We start from the raw sequence: 13613 nt of genomic DNA, 5'->3' as shown, positions 1-13613 counted from the left end.
CATGCAGACCCAACTTGCCGATTTCATCAAGGACACGCCCGAAGGGCGCGAGGCCGAAGCGATCTTGCGCACCTGCGTGCATTGCGGCTTCTGCACCGCGACCTGTCCGACCTACCAGCTACTCGGCGACGAGCTCGACGGGCCGCGCGGGCGCATCTATCTGATCAAGCAGTTGCTCGAAGGTCACGACGTCACGGAGAAGACGCGGCTGCACCTCGACCGCTGCCTGACCTGTCGCTCCTGCGAGTCGACCTGTCCGTCGGGCGTGCATTACAGCCGTCTCGCGGACATCGGTCGCAATATTGTCGAACAACGCGTGCCGCGAAGCGGCGCTGACGCGGCCAAACGCTGGGCGCTGCGCGAGTTCGTGCCGCGCGCCGACGTGTTCGGCATTGCGATGAAGGCCGGCCGCGCGGTGCGCGGTTTGCTGCCCGAGGCATTGAAGGAGAAGGTGCCCGACGTGCGTCCCAGCGGTCCGTGGCCGAAGCCGCGCCATGCCCGGCGCATGATCGCGCTTGCCGGCTGCGCCCAGCCGGCGATGGCGCCGTCTATCAATGCGGCGACGGCGCGCGTGCTTGACTCCGTCGGCATCTCGCTGGTCGAGCAGCCGGGGGCCGGTTGCTGCGGCGCAGTGCGCTTCCATCTCAACGACCAGGAAGGCGGGCGCGACGACGCGCGGCGCAACATCGACGCGTGGTGGCCGGCAGTGGAGCGAGGCGAAGTCGAGGCGATCGTGATGACGGCCTCGGGCTGCGGCGTGCAGGTCAAGGACTACGGGCACCTGCTGGCGCAGGATCCGGCCTACGCGGAGAGGGCGGCCCGCATTTCGGCCATCACGCGCGATGTCAGCGAGATCGTCGCGGCCGAGGGCGAGAAGCTGCAGGAGTTGCTCGAGGCTCGGCGCGGCGAAGCGATGGCAGTGGCTTTCCAGTCACCCTGCACGCTGCAGCACGGCCAGCAGATCCGCGGAGTGGTCGAGCGCCTGCTGACGACAGCCGGCTTCACTCTCACGCCGGTGCGCGACGGGCACCTGTGCTGCGGTTCGGCGGGCACCTACTCGCTGCTGCAGCCAGAGCTCTCCAAGCAACTGCGCGCGAACAAGCTTGCGGCGCTGGGCGAAGGCGGAGCGGCGATGATCGCTTCGGCCAACATCGGCTGCATGACGCACCTTCAGGGCGGCACCTCGACACCGGTGCGGCACTGGGTCGAGTTGGTCGATAGCCGGCTCAACGGTTTCCCGCTCTGAGCGTTTGCGGCGCACCCCGTCCGGGGTGCGCCGGTTCGTTTCTCAGGCAATGCGGATAGATCACCGGGGATGGGTCCCCGGTGTTCCGGCCGGGGCGTGATCCGCGTCACGAGGGCCTGCACTCCGGCGGTGCATGCTCTATCGCTAAATAAGTACCCCTTGTAATATCGGCGCAAGAGAACGAGCCTTGTCGCCATGCCAATTACAGTAGAAACCTGCGTTGCGAGCCACATCGGAGATCGGCGCGAGCAGCAGGACCGGGTGGGCGTGTTCGCGCATCCGCGCCAGCCCGGGATACTCATGGCGGTGCTTGCCGACGGGATGGGCGGGCATACGGGGGGCGCCATGGCGGCAGAGCAGGTGCTGCTCAAGGCACGGCAGAACTTCGATGATTATTCTCCGCGCTCGGAGGATGCCGGGAGCCTGCTGAACACCATCGTCAGCGAAGCTCACCTGATCATCCGTCTCACGCGCATGACGAGCGAGAAGGAGCCGCACAGCACCGCGGTCGTATTCGTGCTGCAGCCCGGCGAGATACGCTGGGCGCATTGCGGAGACTCGCGTCTGTATCACTTTCGTGATAATTGTCTGTTGAGCCGCAGCGAGGATCATTCCGTCGTCGGCGACCTGCAGCGCAAGGGGCAGCTCAACGACGCCGGAGCCCGCATTCACCCCCGGCGCAATGTCCTGCTGTCCTGCCTCGGAAGCGAGAGGCCTCCCGATGTCGCCCTCGGACATGCGGTCCGGCCGCAGGCTGGCGACAGTTTTCTCCTGTGCTCGGACGGGCTGTGGGGGCTGCTCTCCGACGCTGAGATCACCGCAGAGGTGTGCTCGCGCCGCGCGCGCGACGCGGCCGAAGTGCTCATCGAGCGGGCGCGCAAGCGCGGCTCGGGCGCCGGTGACAATATCTCCCTCGCGCTGATCAAGCTCGTCGAGGCCCCTGCCTCACAGTCTTAGCCAGTTGCGTCGCCAGAAGGCTGCGGCCATCGCGGCAGCGACTGCGGCCATTATCGCCAGCGCGACGTAGAACCCCTGTCCGTCGGAAATCAGGGGCATCCGTTCGAAGTTCATGCCGAAAATGCCGGTGATGAGCGTGGCTGGCAGGAACAGCGTCGTCAGCACCGTAAGGATGCGTACCTCGACGTTCAGTCGGTTGCTGACGGCCGACAGATAGATGTCCATCAGGTCGCCGAGCAGTTCGCGCACGGCATCCAGCGTCTCGATCACATGGATGGTGTGGTCATAGACATCGCGCAGGTAAAGACGGGTTTCCTGCTGGAAGAAGGCGCTTTCTCCGCGCAGCAGGCCGTTCAGGACCTCGCGCAGCGGCCAGATCGCCCGCCGCAGCAGCTGCGTGTCGTGCTTGACGAGATTGATCGTGCGCAGCAGTGCCGGAGTGGGGCTGGCGAGCGCGTCGTCCTCGAGCTGCTCGGCCGTATCGCCGAGCTGGTCGACGACGATGAAATACCGGTCGATGACCGCGTCGAGCAGGGTGTAGGCGAGGTAATCGGTGCCGCGTTTCAGCACGGGCGCCTCGGGGACGCGCAGGCGCTCGCGGATCGGCTCGAAAATGCCCGTGCGCCGTTCCTGGAAGGTCAGGATGAAGTTTTCCCCCAGAACGACGCTGAGCTGGTCGGAACCGAGCGTGCGCGACGCCGGGTCATACTCGAACACGCGCAGGACGCAATACAGGTAGCTGCCATAGTCCTCGATCTTCGGTCGCTGGTGCGTGTTCAGGATGTCTTCGAGCACCAGCGGATGCAGGTGGAAGCGCCGACCGATCTCGCCGAGGATCCCGGCATCCTGCAGGCCGTGCACGTTGAGCCAGAGGCGCCCGTGTGCCGGCTTGTACTCGCGCGATTCGACGATGTTCGCGAAGCGCCTCTCCTCGATTCCGTTTTCATCGTAGGCGATCAGCGTGATCTCGGGGCGATCGGTCTTCACCGCGCCGACGTGGACCAGCGAGCCAGGCGGGAGGCCTGCCTTCGCGGTGGTGATGGCCATTGTTTTCCGTCGTCGATTGCCGTTGCGTGAAGTCTTCATCGGGAACTTTCTTGCCGGGACAGGTTGCGCCGAAATGTGCAATCGGTATTATCCGTCAGGCGCCCCCCGCAAATTGCAAGGATTTGCAGGTTGCATCGAAAGAATAGAACAGGTGATGGGGCCAGCACCTGCAGATTCAGTCGCGGATCATCGGAGAGTCGAAAACGGAAATTGCGCTGCGGAGCGGTCGGCCGCGGCGTATCTATGTCCGCCGTCGGAGTTGGCCCGCGCAAGCGTACACATTTACCAACCCAGTCTGGGAGGACAGCCAATGGCTCTGCTGATCGGAGTTCCAGCGGAAGAGATTGCGGGTGAGCGACGTTTGTCGGTCGTTCCCGATGTTGTGAAGAAGTACCTCGGCCTTGGTGCCAAGGTCGTGATTCAGTCCGGCGCGGGCCACGCCGCACATCTGCGCGACGATATGTTCGCGGACGTTCAGGTCGCAGCGAGCGGCGCTGATGTCTGTTCAACGGCTGACGCCGTGCTGTGCGTACAGCCGCCTTCGGCCGAACTGATCGCGGCGATGAAGCCGGGTGCCGTGCTGCTGGGCATGCTGCAACCCTGGTCGAGCGCCGAGCGGGCGCAGCAGCTGATGGAAAAGCAGATCACCAGCTTCGCCCTCGAACTCCTGCCGCGCATCACGCGCTCGCAGAGCATGGACGTGCTCTCGAGCCAGGGCGCCGTCGCGGGCTACGAGTGCGCACTGATCGCCGCCGACCACAGCCCCAAGTTCTTCCCCATGCTCACCTATGCCGCGGGCACCATCCGCCCGGCCAAGGTACTGGTGATCGGCGCGGGTGTCGCGGGCCTGCAGGCCATCGCCACTGCGCGCCGTATCGGCGCGATGGTTGAAGCCTACGACGTGCGTCCCGAGACGCGCGAGCAGATCGAATCGCTGGGCGCGAAGTTCGTCGACACCGGCGTGTCAGCGGCCGGTACCGGTGGCTACGCACGCGAGCTCACCGATGAGGAGAAGGCCAAGCAGGCCGAACGCCTTGCCAAGGCAGTGGCGCAGTGCGATGCGCTGATCACCACGGCGGCGATCCCGGGCAAGAAGGCACCCAAGATCATCACCGCCGACATGGTCGCGCGCATGAAGCCGGGCGCGGTCGTCGTCGACATGGCGGCCGACTCCGGCGGCAACGTGGACGGCACGGTCGCCGGCGAGAAGACCTGGATCAACGACGTTCTCCTCATCGGCCCCACCAACATTGCCAGCCGCATGCCCGTGCATGCGTCCGAGATGTACGCCAAGAACCTCTTCAACTTCATTTCCCCCTTCATCAAGGACGGCGAGCTTGTGCTCGACTGGGAAGATGAAGTGATGGCCGGCTGCTGCCTCACCCATGCGGGCGAGCTGCGGCACGCGGGCGTCAGACAGGTTCTGGGACTGTAAGGGGGGAAGCAAAGTGGAAGGCATTACTGCACTGTACATATTCATGCTGGCCGCATTCACCGGTTACGAGGTGATTTCGCGCGTGCCGGTGATTCTGCATACCCCGCTGATGTCGGGGTCCAACTTCGTGCATGGCGTGGTGCTGGTGGGCGCGATGGTCGTGCTCGGCCACGCCGATCCGGCAGATCCTGCGCAACTGGCCATCGGCTTCGTCGCGGTGTTCCTCGGCGCGGCCAACGCCGCGGGCGGTTACGTCGTTACCGAGCGCATGCTCGCGATGTTCAAGTCCAAGGCCGGAGGTGCCAAATGAGCGCCCTCATCCAGTTTGCGTACTTCGGTGTCGCCGTGGTGTTCATCCTCGGCCTCAAGGCGATGAGCTCGCCCGTCACCGCCCGCAAGGGTATCGTGTGGGCGGGTTATGCGATGATCGCGGCGACGCTGGTCACCTTCTACACACCGGGCATGCAGAACTACGGCCTGATGATTACCGCCATCGTGCTTGGCGGGGGCGTCGCGTGGTGGAGCGGGCGTGTGGTCAAGATGACCGACATGCCGCAGATGGTCGCGATCTACAACGGCATGGGCGGTGGTGCGGCGGCCGCGATCGCGGCACTCGAGTTCGCCCGCGGCGGTGCGCACGGCGTCACCGCGAGCACGCTCGCGGTGCTGGGCGCGCTGATCGGTTCGGTCGCGTTCTCCGGATCGTGCATCGCCTTTGCCAAGCTGCAGGGCATCATGACCAAGGCGTGGCGCCTGCCACAGCAGAACCTCGTGAACGTCGTGCTGGCGGGAGTCGCCGTGGTGTTGGGGCTGGCGATCATCGTCACCGAGACCCCGCCGTCGATCATCGTCATCGCGTTCTTCGTCGTCGCGCTGGTGCTCGGCGCGATCCTCACCACCCCTATCGGCGGTGCCGACATGCCGGTGGTGATCTCGCTGCTGAACGCCTTCACGGGTCTCGCGGTCGGCTTTGAAGGCTACGTGCTCGGCAATCCGGCGCTGATCGTCGCGGGCATCGTCGTCGGTGCATCCGGCACGCTGCTCACCCAGCTGATGGCCAAGGCGATGAACCGGCCGATCAGGAACGTCATCTTCACGCCGCTCTCCGGTGCGGCCGCTGGCGGCGGCGAGGCGATCGAGGGCACGATGAAGGAGCTCTCCGCGCTCGACGCCGCATCCGTGATGCGTTATGCGAGCAAGGTCGTCATCGTGCCGGGCTATGGCATGGCGGTGGCCGGTGCGCAACACAAGGTGTGGGAGATGGCGCAACTGCTGGAGGAGGGCGGTGTCGAGGTGCTGTTTGCGATCCATCCGGTCGCGGGCCGCATGCCGGGCCACATGAACGTGCTGCTCGCCGAAGCGGGTGTGCCCTACGACAAGATCTTCGACATGGAAGAGATCAATGCCGACTTCCCGCAGGTGGATGTCGCGCTGGTGATCGGCGCGAACGACGTCGTGAACCCGGTCGCGCGCACCGACAAGTCCAGCCCGATCTACGGTATGCCCATCCTCAACGTCGACATGGCGCACAACGTCATTGTCGTCAAACGCGGCCAGGGTGCGGGCTACTCGGGCATCGAGAACGCGCTGTTCTACAAGGACAACTGCCGCATGCTGTACGGCAGCGCGCAGCAGATCATCGGCGAAGTCATTACCCACGTGAAGGCGCTGGAGGTCTGAGCGTCATCCGGAAGCGGCCTGCGGCTCCCGAAAGGGGGCAGGCCGCTTCAATCTGCGGCGGATCCTGCCGTAATATCGGGAACCGGTTATCGGGGCGAGGATTGGTGAGGATTGGCCGATGCTGCTGCGAGCCCTGTTCGCGAGTCTGACCCTGCTGCTCCCCGCGGCCCTGCCGGCGCAGACCGCGCCGGCGAAGGCCGACGCGCCGTCCGCTTCTGCCGCAGCTCCTGAAACGGCGAAACCGGATCGCTCGTTCCGCGATACCACCGGCTACCGCCATCCCGCGCTGTCGCGCACCCAACGCGACCTCCAGAATCTCGCCTATGCGCTGCAATTGCGCGACTACTGTGCCGATGACCGCGTGCCGGACGAATTTGTGAAGGCGCAGCTCGTCAGCTTCAGCCGCATCACAGGCCGCCTGGAAACCTGCCGGACGCTGCTCGCCTACTAGGCGAGAAAGGCGCGGAAGGCGTCGGACGTCATCGGCCGGCCGAAAAGCGGCCCCTGTTGCAGGCGGCATCCGAGGGCCGACAGGAAGGCCTCCTGCGCCTCGGTTTCGACCCCTCGCGCGAGCACCTCCAACCCGAGGATCCCGGCCATGCCGGCGATCGCCTCGACGATGGCTTCGCTGTCCTCGCGAATACCGACCTCTCGCACGAGCAGGGGGTCGAGTTTCAGGGCGTTCAGCGGGTAGCGTTTGAGCCGCGGAATCGACGACAGGCCACGGCCGTAATCGTCGATCGCCAGGCGCACGCCCGTTTCCGCGATCGCCTGCAGCATTCCCATCAGGCGAGTGTGCTCGTCATCGAGCACGCGCTCGTCGAGATCCAGCTCCAGCCTTGCCGGGTCGAGACCCGACGCGCTCAGCGCGTGATGCACGCGTTCCGCGAGGTTGCCGTGCAGCAGCTGCTCGAGCGCCACGTTCACGACGATGCGCACGAGGCCGCCTTCGTGCCGCGGCCATGCTGCTGCAGCGGTGCAGGCTGCATTCAGCACCCAGTCGCCCATGCGCACGAGCTGCCCCGAATCGCGTGCGACACCGGCAAAGCGCTGGAAGGGAATCAGCCCGAGTTCGGGGTGATGCCAGCGCAGCAGGGCTTCGCCGGCACGTACGGCACCGTCGCGGACGTCGACCAGCGGCTGGAAATGGACGTCCAGCTGACCGAGATCGACGGCCTGGCGCAATCGCGTCTCGAAGGCCAGCAGGGGCGCTTCGGGCAAGTCGTGCATCACCACGACGAGGCCGGGATGGGCGGTCGAGTCCAGTGCATACGTGACGACGTCGACATCGAAGGTGTTGCCGTCGCTGCGCCGGTGTTGCCAGATGCCGGGCTCGGCGGCGTGCCGGCCGTCGCCCGGAGTCGTGCGCAGGGCGCCGATTTCCATCGCGCACAGGGTTTCGCGCGAATAGCCATATACCCGTGCCGCGGCAGCGTTCGCGGCAAGGATGCGCAGCTGCGTCCCCTCGCACAGCAAGGTCGGCAAGGGGCTGTCGACGAACATGCGCTCAAGCACGCTCTCGCCCGCTGCAGCCGGCGAATTTTCCGTTGCTGTGCCGCGCTGTGCGGGCGGCAGGACCAGCAGACGCCAGTCCGGTTTCGGTCCCGTGAGCACGCGCGCGGCGATCTCGCCGGCACGTCCGGGCACGTTCAGTCGTGCGACCTGGGCGGCGTCCGTTGCCGGCCAGTCTATGCCCAGGCAATCGCCGATCGCCTGCCCGACCAGGCTGCCGCGGGTGAGCCCCAGGGCGTCGACTGCAGCCGCGTTCGCAGCGGCGATACGGTCGCGTTCGTCAATAACGATCACGGGCTGCTCGAGCGCCGCGGCTAGCCGCGGCCACAATGCATCCACAGCCGGCGTTTCGTCGAATGTGCTGCTTGCGTAGGCCTCGGCGATAACGTCGGGGCTCAGGATCAGCGCGTGGATGCCCGGTCGGATGCGCGCGGCGGCAGCGAAGCGCAGGTCGCGGTGCCGTTCGCCCGGCAGGGATACGCGCAGGCTGCCGCGCATCTCGCCCTGGATGAAGAGGCGGGCGCGTGCGTCGAGAAAGTCGCGCTCCGAAGGGAAGAGGTCGGAAAGGGGCTTGCCGGCAATCTGCCGGTAGTCGCGTTCCAGCAGGCGGCAGGCCGCGCTGTTGGCCTCCAGCACGACCTCGTCGCCGGTGATGATCAGGCCCTCGTCGAGCAGTTCGAAGAGGGCAAGGTAGAGCCCCGTCTCCGCGCCTTCGGAGAAATCCGGGATGAAGGGCTCTTCTTCGGGATCTTCTTTACCCTGCGGGCGACGGGCTGCGTTCATGGGGTCGATCATTCCACGTATTCGGGCGACGTTTCGGCGTAGACCCAGAATACTCGAACGTATCGCAACGATTGCCCCGAATAGGCGGCAAGGGAACCCCCAATTCCGCCCGTTTGCCGTCCGTTCAGCGGACGGCAAAGCCGCCTGCGTAAAGGCTTACTTGCGCCCCAGGCCGCCCAGCAGGACCGCGATCGGGCGTGCGTGGCGGCGTGGCGGCCCGCTGTGTTTTTCGGTCGCGGCGTCCGCCGGCTGCAGGCTCGCGCCGGCCGCTGCGACGGGCGAGGTCGGCTCGTAGGGTTTGCTGAAATCGAAGCCGTCGGCGGCGATCGTCGATTTGCCGCGGCGCCGCGTGTCGGTGTTTCGGGCGGGGGCCGTGCTGCGGGCGCTCGGCGCGGGCTCGCGCGGCGCATCGGGCGATTTCGCGGACGGACTACGCCGCCCCCTGCCGCGTGCTCCCGCCTCATGGAAGTCGGGTTCGGGATCGAAGCCCGGCACCGCTTCCTGCGGGATCTGCAGCTTGATGAGTTTCTCGATCTCGGCGAGAAGGTGCTTCTCCTCGGCGCTCACCAGCGACACTGCGCGGCCCTGGCGACCCGCCCGACCGGTGCGGCCGATGCGGTGCACGTAATCTTCGGCGGTGTGCGGCAGTTCGAAGTTGATCACCGAGGGCAGGTCGTCGATGTCCAGTCCGCGTGCGGCGACGTCGGTCGCTACCAGCACGCGCAGCTTGCCCGATTTGAACGCCTCGAGGGTGTCAGTGCGCTGCGCCTGTCCCTTGTCTCCGTGGATCGCGTCGGCAGCGATGCCGTGGCGCTCGAGGAAGTGCGCGAGGCGTCCGCATTCGATCTTGGTTGCGACGAACACCAGCGCCTGGGTGTCCGGTTCGTGGCGCAGGATGTGCGCCAGCAGGTTGCGCTTGAGGCCGGCCGACACGGGGTGCACGCGGTGCGTGATCGTTTCGGACACCATGTTGCGGCGCGCGACCTCGATCAGCTGCGGCTCCTTGAGCATCTGGTCGGCGAGCTTCTTGATCTCGTCCGAGAAGGTCGCCGAGAACAGCAGGCTCTGGCGCGAGGCCGGCAGCAGATCGAGGATGCGGCGGATGTCGGGAATGAAGCCCATGTCCAGCATGCGGTCGGCCTCGTCCAGCACCAGCATCTCGACCTGGTTCAGCATGATCGTCTTCTGCTGCACATGGTCGAGCAGGCGTCCGGGCGTGGCGACGACGATCTCGACGCCGTTGCGCAACTCCTGGATCTGCGGCTTCATGTCCACGCCGCCGTAGATGCAGGTGCTGCGCAGCGGGACGTGCTTGCTGTAGGTCTTGACTGACTCGAACACCTGCATCGCCAGTTCGCGCGTGGGCGCGAGGATCAGCGCGCGCACCGGGTGGCGGGCGGGGCTCGTCGAGGTGCTCGCGTGGCGGGAAAGGCGTTGCAGCAGGGGCAGCGTGAAGCCGGCGGTCTTGCCGGTGCCCGTCTGGGCTCCGCCCAACACGTCGCGGCCGGACAATACGACCGGGATGGCCTGCTGCTGGATCGGGGTGGGCGTGGTGTAGCCGGTATCGGCCACAGCGCGTAACAACTCGGGAATCAACCCGAGGTCGGCGAAGCTCATAGGCGCCTATCTTCCATGGGGGCCTGCCGCGTCGGGCGCGACGCCAGAAGAGGCGACTGGAGGAACGAAGACCGGAACGTCGGGGTTCCGGAAAGGGCTCGCGCCAACCGGCAGGCCGGGTGCTTTAAAACGCGCATTATACATGCACGATCGCGCCCGTTTGTTGCGATGCAGTGAGCTGGCCGCCCCGAAGGGCGGCCGGCGCTCAGCCGCCGCCCGGATTGCGCAGCGCGAGGTAGCAGGTGATCTCTTCGCGGTCGTGGTAAAGGTGCTTCATGCGCAGCTCGAACGGCCCGTGCGGCCCGAGACGCTTGGTGATGATCGCGCGGCACTGCTCGACCGCCTCGAGGCGCTTCTTCATCGGCAACTTGAGATTGAAGATCGCCCGGCGGCAGCGGCCCGCGCCGATCCAGTCGGCGACCAGCGCAGAGATCCGCGTCGGCTGCTCGACCATGTCGCACACCAGCCATTCGACCGGGCGCGGCGGTCGCCACGTGAATCCGTCTGCGCGCACGTGTTCGACCATCTCCGTTGCCATCACCGAGGGCGCCATCGGGCCGTTGTCGATCGCGGTGACACGCAGCCCCCTGTGAGCGAGCTGCCAGGTCCAGCCTCCGGGCGCGGCGCCGAGGTCCACCGCGCGCAGGCCCGGGCGCAGGCTGGCGTTGCGCTCGTCCTCGGTGAGCAGCGTGAAGAACGCTTCGGCGAGCTTCAGCGTCGACCGGCTTGCCGCCTCGCGCAACATGCGCAGGCGCGGGATGCCCATCGGCCACAGTGCCGCACGCCCCGGGAGGGCGGCGCACAGCCAGGCCGAATGTGCGTCGGCGAACAGCACGTGCAGCGCCGGCAGGCCCTTCGCGCGTTCGCGGAAGGTGTTGGCCTTGTCCAGCTCGCGCTGTAGCGGCGCCGTGAAGCGTTTGCAGAAACCCGATTGCTGCTTCGCCTCGTCGGTGTCGGGCGTTTCCAGCAGCAGGTCGGCGAAGCGCTGGCCGCTCGCACGTACCGCCGTGACGATGGGCGTCGCCCGGTCGCGCTCGGGCAGGTCGGTGATGCGCGCAAACCACGGCAGGAGCTGGCGGGCGAAGATCAGGCTGCGCCAGTCGCAGCGCTCGGCGATCTCTTCGAACGGAACCGGCTCGGGCGTTTCGAACACGACGAACGCCTTCCCCGGCTGGGCTCGCACGAAACCCATCAGCCCGAGCCCGGCGGCAAATTCATCGAGTTCGGCCGCGGCTTCCTTCTCGAAGCCGGCACGACAAAGGGCAAGAAGGCCGTTGGCGGCAAAGCCGGATCGCGGCGGCGGGGTCAGGGACATGGGGAGGGGCTCGCTGCGGGAACGCCCGCGCTGTGTGTTGTTATCGAATGGCCGCGGATGATAAGCCGTGGCGGGGAAGCCGCATAGCGCCGCAAAGCATCCGGCGCCCGCCCTGCGGGCCGCCTTTCATGGCGAGCCGGTCATTGCGCCGCGCGCGGGCGTTTCACCGCGCGATCTTCCGCCACCGTGCCCGCGTCCGCTGCGGCAGGGGGGCTGCCTGCCGCCGGATGGGCCGCGGCCGCGACCGGCGCCTGGGGATGGGCGACTTGCGACGGTACGTTCGGCAGATTGTTCTGCATCATGTAGTCGTTCATCTCGCGCCAGCCCGCGAAGATGGCAGCCTTCTGCGCCTTGGCATTGAGAGCGTAGCAGTCTTCCAGCGAGCGGCCTGCGTGCCGGCACGCGCCGCCGATCGCCTTTCCCTCCGCTTCGGCCAATGCGGCCGTCTTCTGCGGATCTGGCAGGTCGAGCGCGTTGCTCAGCCGCTCGCAGGCGCCGAGGCTCAGAAGCAGGAAAAGAGGGATCACACGTTGCGCGAGCATGAGGGCTACCTTGTACTGGTCACGGGGCAGGATCTATAACGTCCGCGGAGGAAAAATCTTGACGCAATGTCGGAAAGCCGGCCCGGGTCGTCCGGGCAGAAGGGTCATATAATGAAAAGATTGGTATTTTACGGTCGTTAAGGAAGCAGGAATGAAGCCCTTGGCTCGAGTGTTGCGCAATGGTGTCGTGGCCGGTGTCGCCGCGATGGTGTGTGTCGGATTCCCGGTCGCTGCACATGCAGCCAAGGCCAAACCTTCCAAGGCGGCCGCAGAGCCGGCGGGGCCGACGGAGATCCGTCTCGTGCATCAGCTCAGCCCCGAGCGCGAAGAGGCACTGCAGAAGCTCGTCGCCCGCTTCAACGATGGCAGCAAGGATTATCGCCTCGTCGTCCAGGCCGCGGCCTGGAGCGACACGGACGTGCCGCACATGGCGATCCTCGAAGGTAACGATGAAGACCAGTTCCTCGGCGCAGGCAAGCCGCGCTACAAGGCCCTCTCCAGCGTGATGCGCGAAGCGGGGGTGCCGCTGCAGACGCTTAAGCCGCCGGCGATGATGGATCGGGCCCTCACGGATGCCAAGGGGCAGCTCCTCGCGCTTCCCGTGGGACTGTCGACGCCCGTCATGTACATCAACCGCAAGGAATTCCAGCGCGCGGGGCTCAATCCCGATGCGCCGCCCAAGACCTGGTTCGACCTGCAGCAGGCGCTCGGCCAGCTCTTCGATGCGGGGTCGAAGTGCCCCTATACCGTGTCCCAGCCGGGGCGCGTGATGATCGGCAATACCAGCGCCTGGCACAACGAGCCGGTCGCGGCGCGCCAGGGCAAGGGTGAGCGTCCCGCCTTCAACGGCATGCTGCAGGTCAAGCACGTCGCGATGATGGCAAGCTGGCATCGCGCACGTTATCTCCGCACCTTCGACGCCCAGTCTGAGGCCGAACAGCATTTTGCCGCGGGCGAATGCGCCGTCATCGCCGCCCCTTCGTCCAGCTGGAGCGATTTCCGCCGCAAGGCCGGATTCGACGTCGGTGTCGCACCGCTGCCGTATCACGACGATTTCCCTGGCGCCCCACAGAACACCCTCGCCGACGGTGCTGCGATGTGGGTCGCGGCGGGCAAGAAGCCGGCCGAGTACAAAGGCGTCGCGCGCTTCGTCGCCTTCTGGCTGCAACCCGAAAACCAGGTTGCATGGCAGCGCGAATCGGGCTACCTGCCGCTCAACCGCGCCGGCCTGTTTGCCGCGCAGAGCGACGTCCTCGGTGCTGACCTCGAGAACGTGAAGGTCGCTGTCGCCCAACTCGGCAACAAGCCCGCGACGGCGGACTCGAGTGCTTCGAGCTTCATCGGGCGCGCGCGCGTGTTGGGCATCCTCGACGAGGAGCTGAGTGCCGTGTGGGCCGACCGCAAGCCTGCCAAGGAAGCCCTGGACACCGCCGTGACGCGTGTCCAGGCGATGTTCCCCGTCCCGCGCTGAGCTCGGGG

12 protein-coding genes are annotated in these 13613 nt (G+C 66.5%); 7 read left to right on the top strand and 5 right to left on the bottom strand.

What is annotated here, in order from left to right:
* Window position 1: 1 nt before the first annotated feature.
* On the top strand, window positions 2-1246 hold the full coding sequence (gene glcF, locus F464_RS0116350; protein ID WP_018990918.1) for a glycolate oxidase subunit GlcF: 1245 nt from the start codon (window positions 2-4) through the stop codon (window positions 1244-1246).
* Between the two features lie 195 nt (window positions 1247-1441).
* On the top strand, window positions 1442-2203 hold the full coding sequence (locus F464_RS0116345) for a PP2C family protein-serine/threonine phosphatase (protein ID WP_026296070.1): 762 nt from the start codon (window positions 1442-1444) through the stop codon (window positions 2201-2203).
* Here the strand turns inward: F464_RS0116345 and corA are convergent.
* Complete coding sequence (gene corA / locus F464_RS0116340; protein ID WP_018990916.1) at window positions 2192-3250, bottom strand: magnesium/cobalt transporter CorA; 1059 nt, start codon at window positions 3248-3250, stop codon at window positions 2192-2194. The genes F464_RS0116345 and corA overlap by 12 nt on opposite strands.
* Before the next feature lie 310 nt (window positions 3251-3560).
* Between corA and F464_RS0116335 the strand changes: the two genes are divergently transcribed.
* From F464_RS0116335 to F464_RS0116320, 4 genes are all read left to right on the top strand, one after another.
* Window positions 3561-4685: an NAD(P) transhydrogenase subunit alpha gene (locus F464_RS0116335; RefSeq protein ID WP_018990915.1), complete on the top strand. Its 1125-nt coding sequence runs from the start codon at window positions 3561-3563 to the stop codon at window positions 4683-4685.
* A gap of 13 nt (window positions 4686-4698) precedes the next feature.
* Window positions 4699-4995 (top strand): NAD(P) transhydrogenase subunit alpha, encoded by a 297-nt coding sequence (locus tag F464_RS0116330; protein WP_018990914.1) that lies wholly within the window; start codon window positions 4699-4701, stop codon window positions 4993-4995.
* Window positions 4992-6365: an NAD(P)(+) transhydrogenase (Re/Si-specific) subunit beta gene (locus F464_RS0116325; protein WP_018990913.1), complete on the top strand. Its 1374-nt coding sequence runs from the start codon at window positions 4992-4994 to the stop codon at window positions 6363-6365. Before F464_RS0116330 ends, F464_RS0116325 begins: the two co-directional genes overlap by 4 nt.
* 118 nt (window positions 6366-6483) lie before the next feature.
* Window positions 6484-6816 (top strand): hypothetical protein, encoded by a 333-nt coding sequence (locus F464_RS0116320; protein WP_018990912.1) that lies wholly within the window; start codon window positions 6484-6486, stop codon window positions 6814-6816.
* Here F464_RS0116320 and F464_RS0116315 read toward each other — a convergent pair.
* The 4 genes from F464_RS0116315 to F464_RS31345 all read right to left on the bottom strand — a co-directional run bounded on the left by F464_RS0116315 (window position 6813) and on the right by F464_RS31345 (window position 12134).
* Window positions 6813-8660 carry an EAL domain-containing protein gene (locus tag F464_RS0116315; protein ID WP_232428960.1) on the bottom strand — a complete coding sequence of 616 codons (1848 nt, stop codon included), beginning with the start codon at window positions 8658-8660 and terminating at the stop codon, window positions 6813-6815. The genes F464_RS0116320 and F464_RS0116315 overlap by 4 nt on opposite strands.
* Window positions 8661-8816: 156 nt before the next feature.
* Window positions 8817-10277: a DEAD/DEAH box helicase gene (locus F464_RS0116310; RefSeq protein WP_018990910.1), complete on the bottom strand. Its 1461-nt coding sequence runs from the start codon at window positions 10275-10277 to the stop codon at window positions 8817-8819.
* A 205-nt stretch (window positions 10278-10482) separates the two neighbouring features.
* Window positions 10483-11592: a 23S rRNA (cytidine(2498)-2'-O)-methyltransferase RlmM gene (gene rlmM, locus F464_RS0116305; RefSeq protein WP_018990909.1), complete on the bottom strand. Its 1110-nt coding sequence runs from the start codon at window positions 11590-11592 to the stop codon at window positions 10483-10485.
* Window positions 11593-11732: 140 nt separating this feature from the next.
* Window positions 11733-12134, bottom strand: coding sequence for a hypothetical protein (locus F464_RS31345; protein WP_018990908.1), 402 nt, complete (start codon window positions 12132-12134; stop codon window positions 11733-11735).
* 151 nt (window positions 12135-12285) lie between these two features.
* Here F464_RS31345 and F464_RS0116295 point away from each other — a divergent pair, with 151 nt between their 5' ends.
* Entirely contained in the window at window positions 12286-13605 is a 1320-nt protein-coding gene (locus F464_RS0116295; protein WP_018990907.1) for an extracellular solute-binding protein, read from the top strand.
* The last annotated feature ends 8 nt before the right edge of the window (window positions 13606-13613 follow it).

This window comes from Aromatoleum toluclasticum ATCC 700605, assembly GCF_000378245.1.
Taxonomy (GTDB): Bacteria; Pseudomonadota; Gammaproteobacteria; order Burkholderiales; family Rhodocyclaceae; genus Aromatoleum; species Aromatoleum toluclasticum.
The sequence above is the reverse complement of the archived record's forward strand: the minus strand, read 5'-3'. Positions and strand labels throughout refer to the sequence as shown.

Coding starts and splice junctions, on each gene's coding strand:
- F464_RS0116345 (WP_026296070.1), top strand. CDS start 1,442: ATGCCAATTACAGTAGAAACCTGCGTTGCGAGCCACATCGGAGATCGG.
- rlmM (WP_018990909.1), bottom strand. CDS start 11,592: ATGTCCCTGACCCCGCCGCCGCGATCCGGCTTTGCCGCCAACGGCCTT.
- F464_RS31345 (WP_018990908.1), bottom strand. CDS start 12,134: ATGCTCGCGCAACGTGTGATCCCTCTTTTCCTGCTTCTGAGCCTCGGC.
- F464_RS0116315 (WP_232428960.1), bottom strand. CDS start 8,660: ATGAACGCAGCCCGTCGCCCGCAGGGTAAAGAAGATCCCGAAGAAGAG.
- F464_RS0116320 (WP_018990912.1), top strand. CDS start 6,484: ATGCTGCTGCGAGCCCTGTTCGCGAGTCTGACCCTGCTGCTCCCCGCG.
- F464_RS0116335 (WP_018990915.1), top strand. CDS start 3,561: ATGGCTCTGCTGATCGGAGTTCCAGCGGAAGAGATTGCGGGTGAGCGA.
- corA (WP_018990916.1), bottom strand. CDS start 3,250: ATGGCCATCACCACCGCGAAGGCAGGCCTCCCGCCTGGCTCGCTGGTC.
- F464_RS0116295 (WP_018990907.1), top strand. CDS start 12,286: ATGAAGCCCTTGGCTCGAGTGTTGCGCAATGGTGTCGTGGCCGGTGTC.
- glcF (WP_018990918.1), top strand. CDS start 2: ATGCAGACCCAACTTGCCGATTTCATCAAGGACACGCCCGAAGGGCGC.
- F464_RS0116325 (WP_018990913.1), top strand. CDS start 4,992: ATGAGCGCCCTCATCCAGTTTGCGTACTTCGGTGTCGCCGTGGTGTTC.
- F464_RS0116310 (WP_018990910.1), bottom strand. CDS start 10,277: ATGAGCTTCGCCGACCTCGGGTTGATTCCCGAGTTGTTACGCGCTGTG.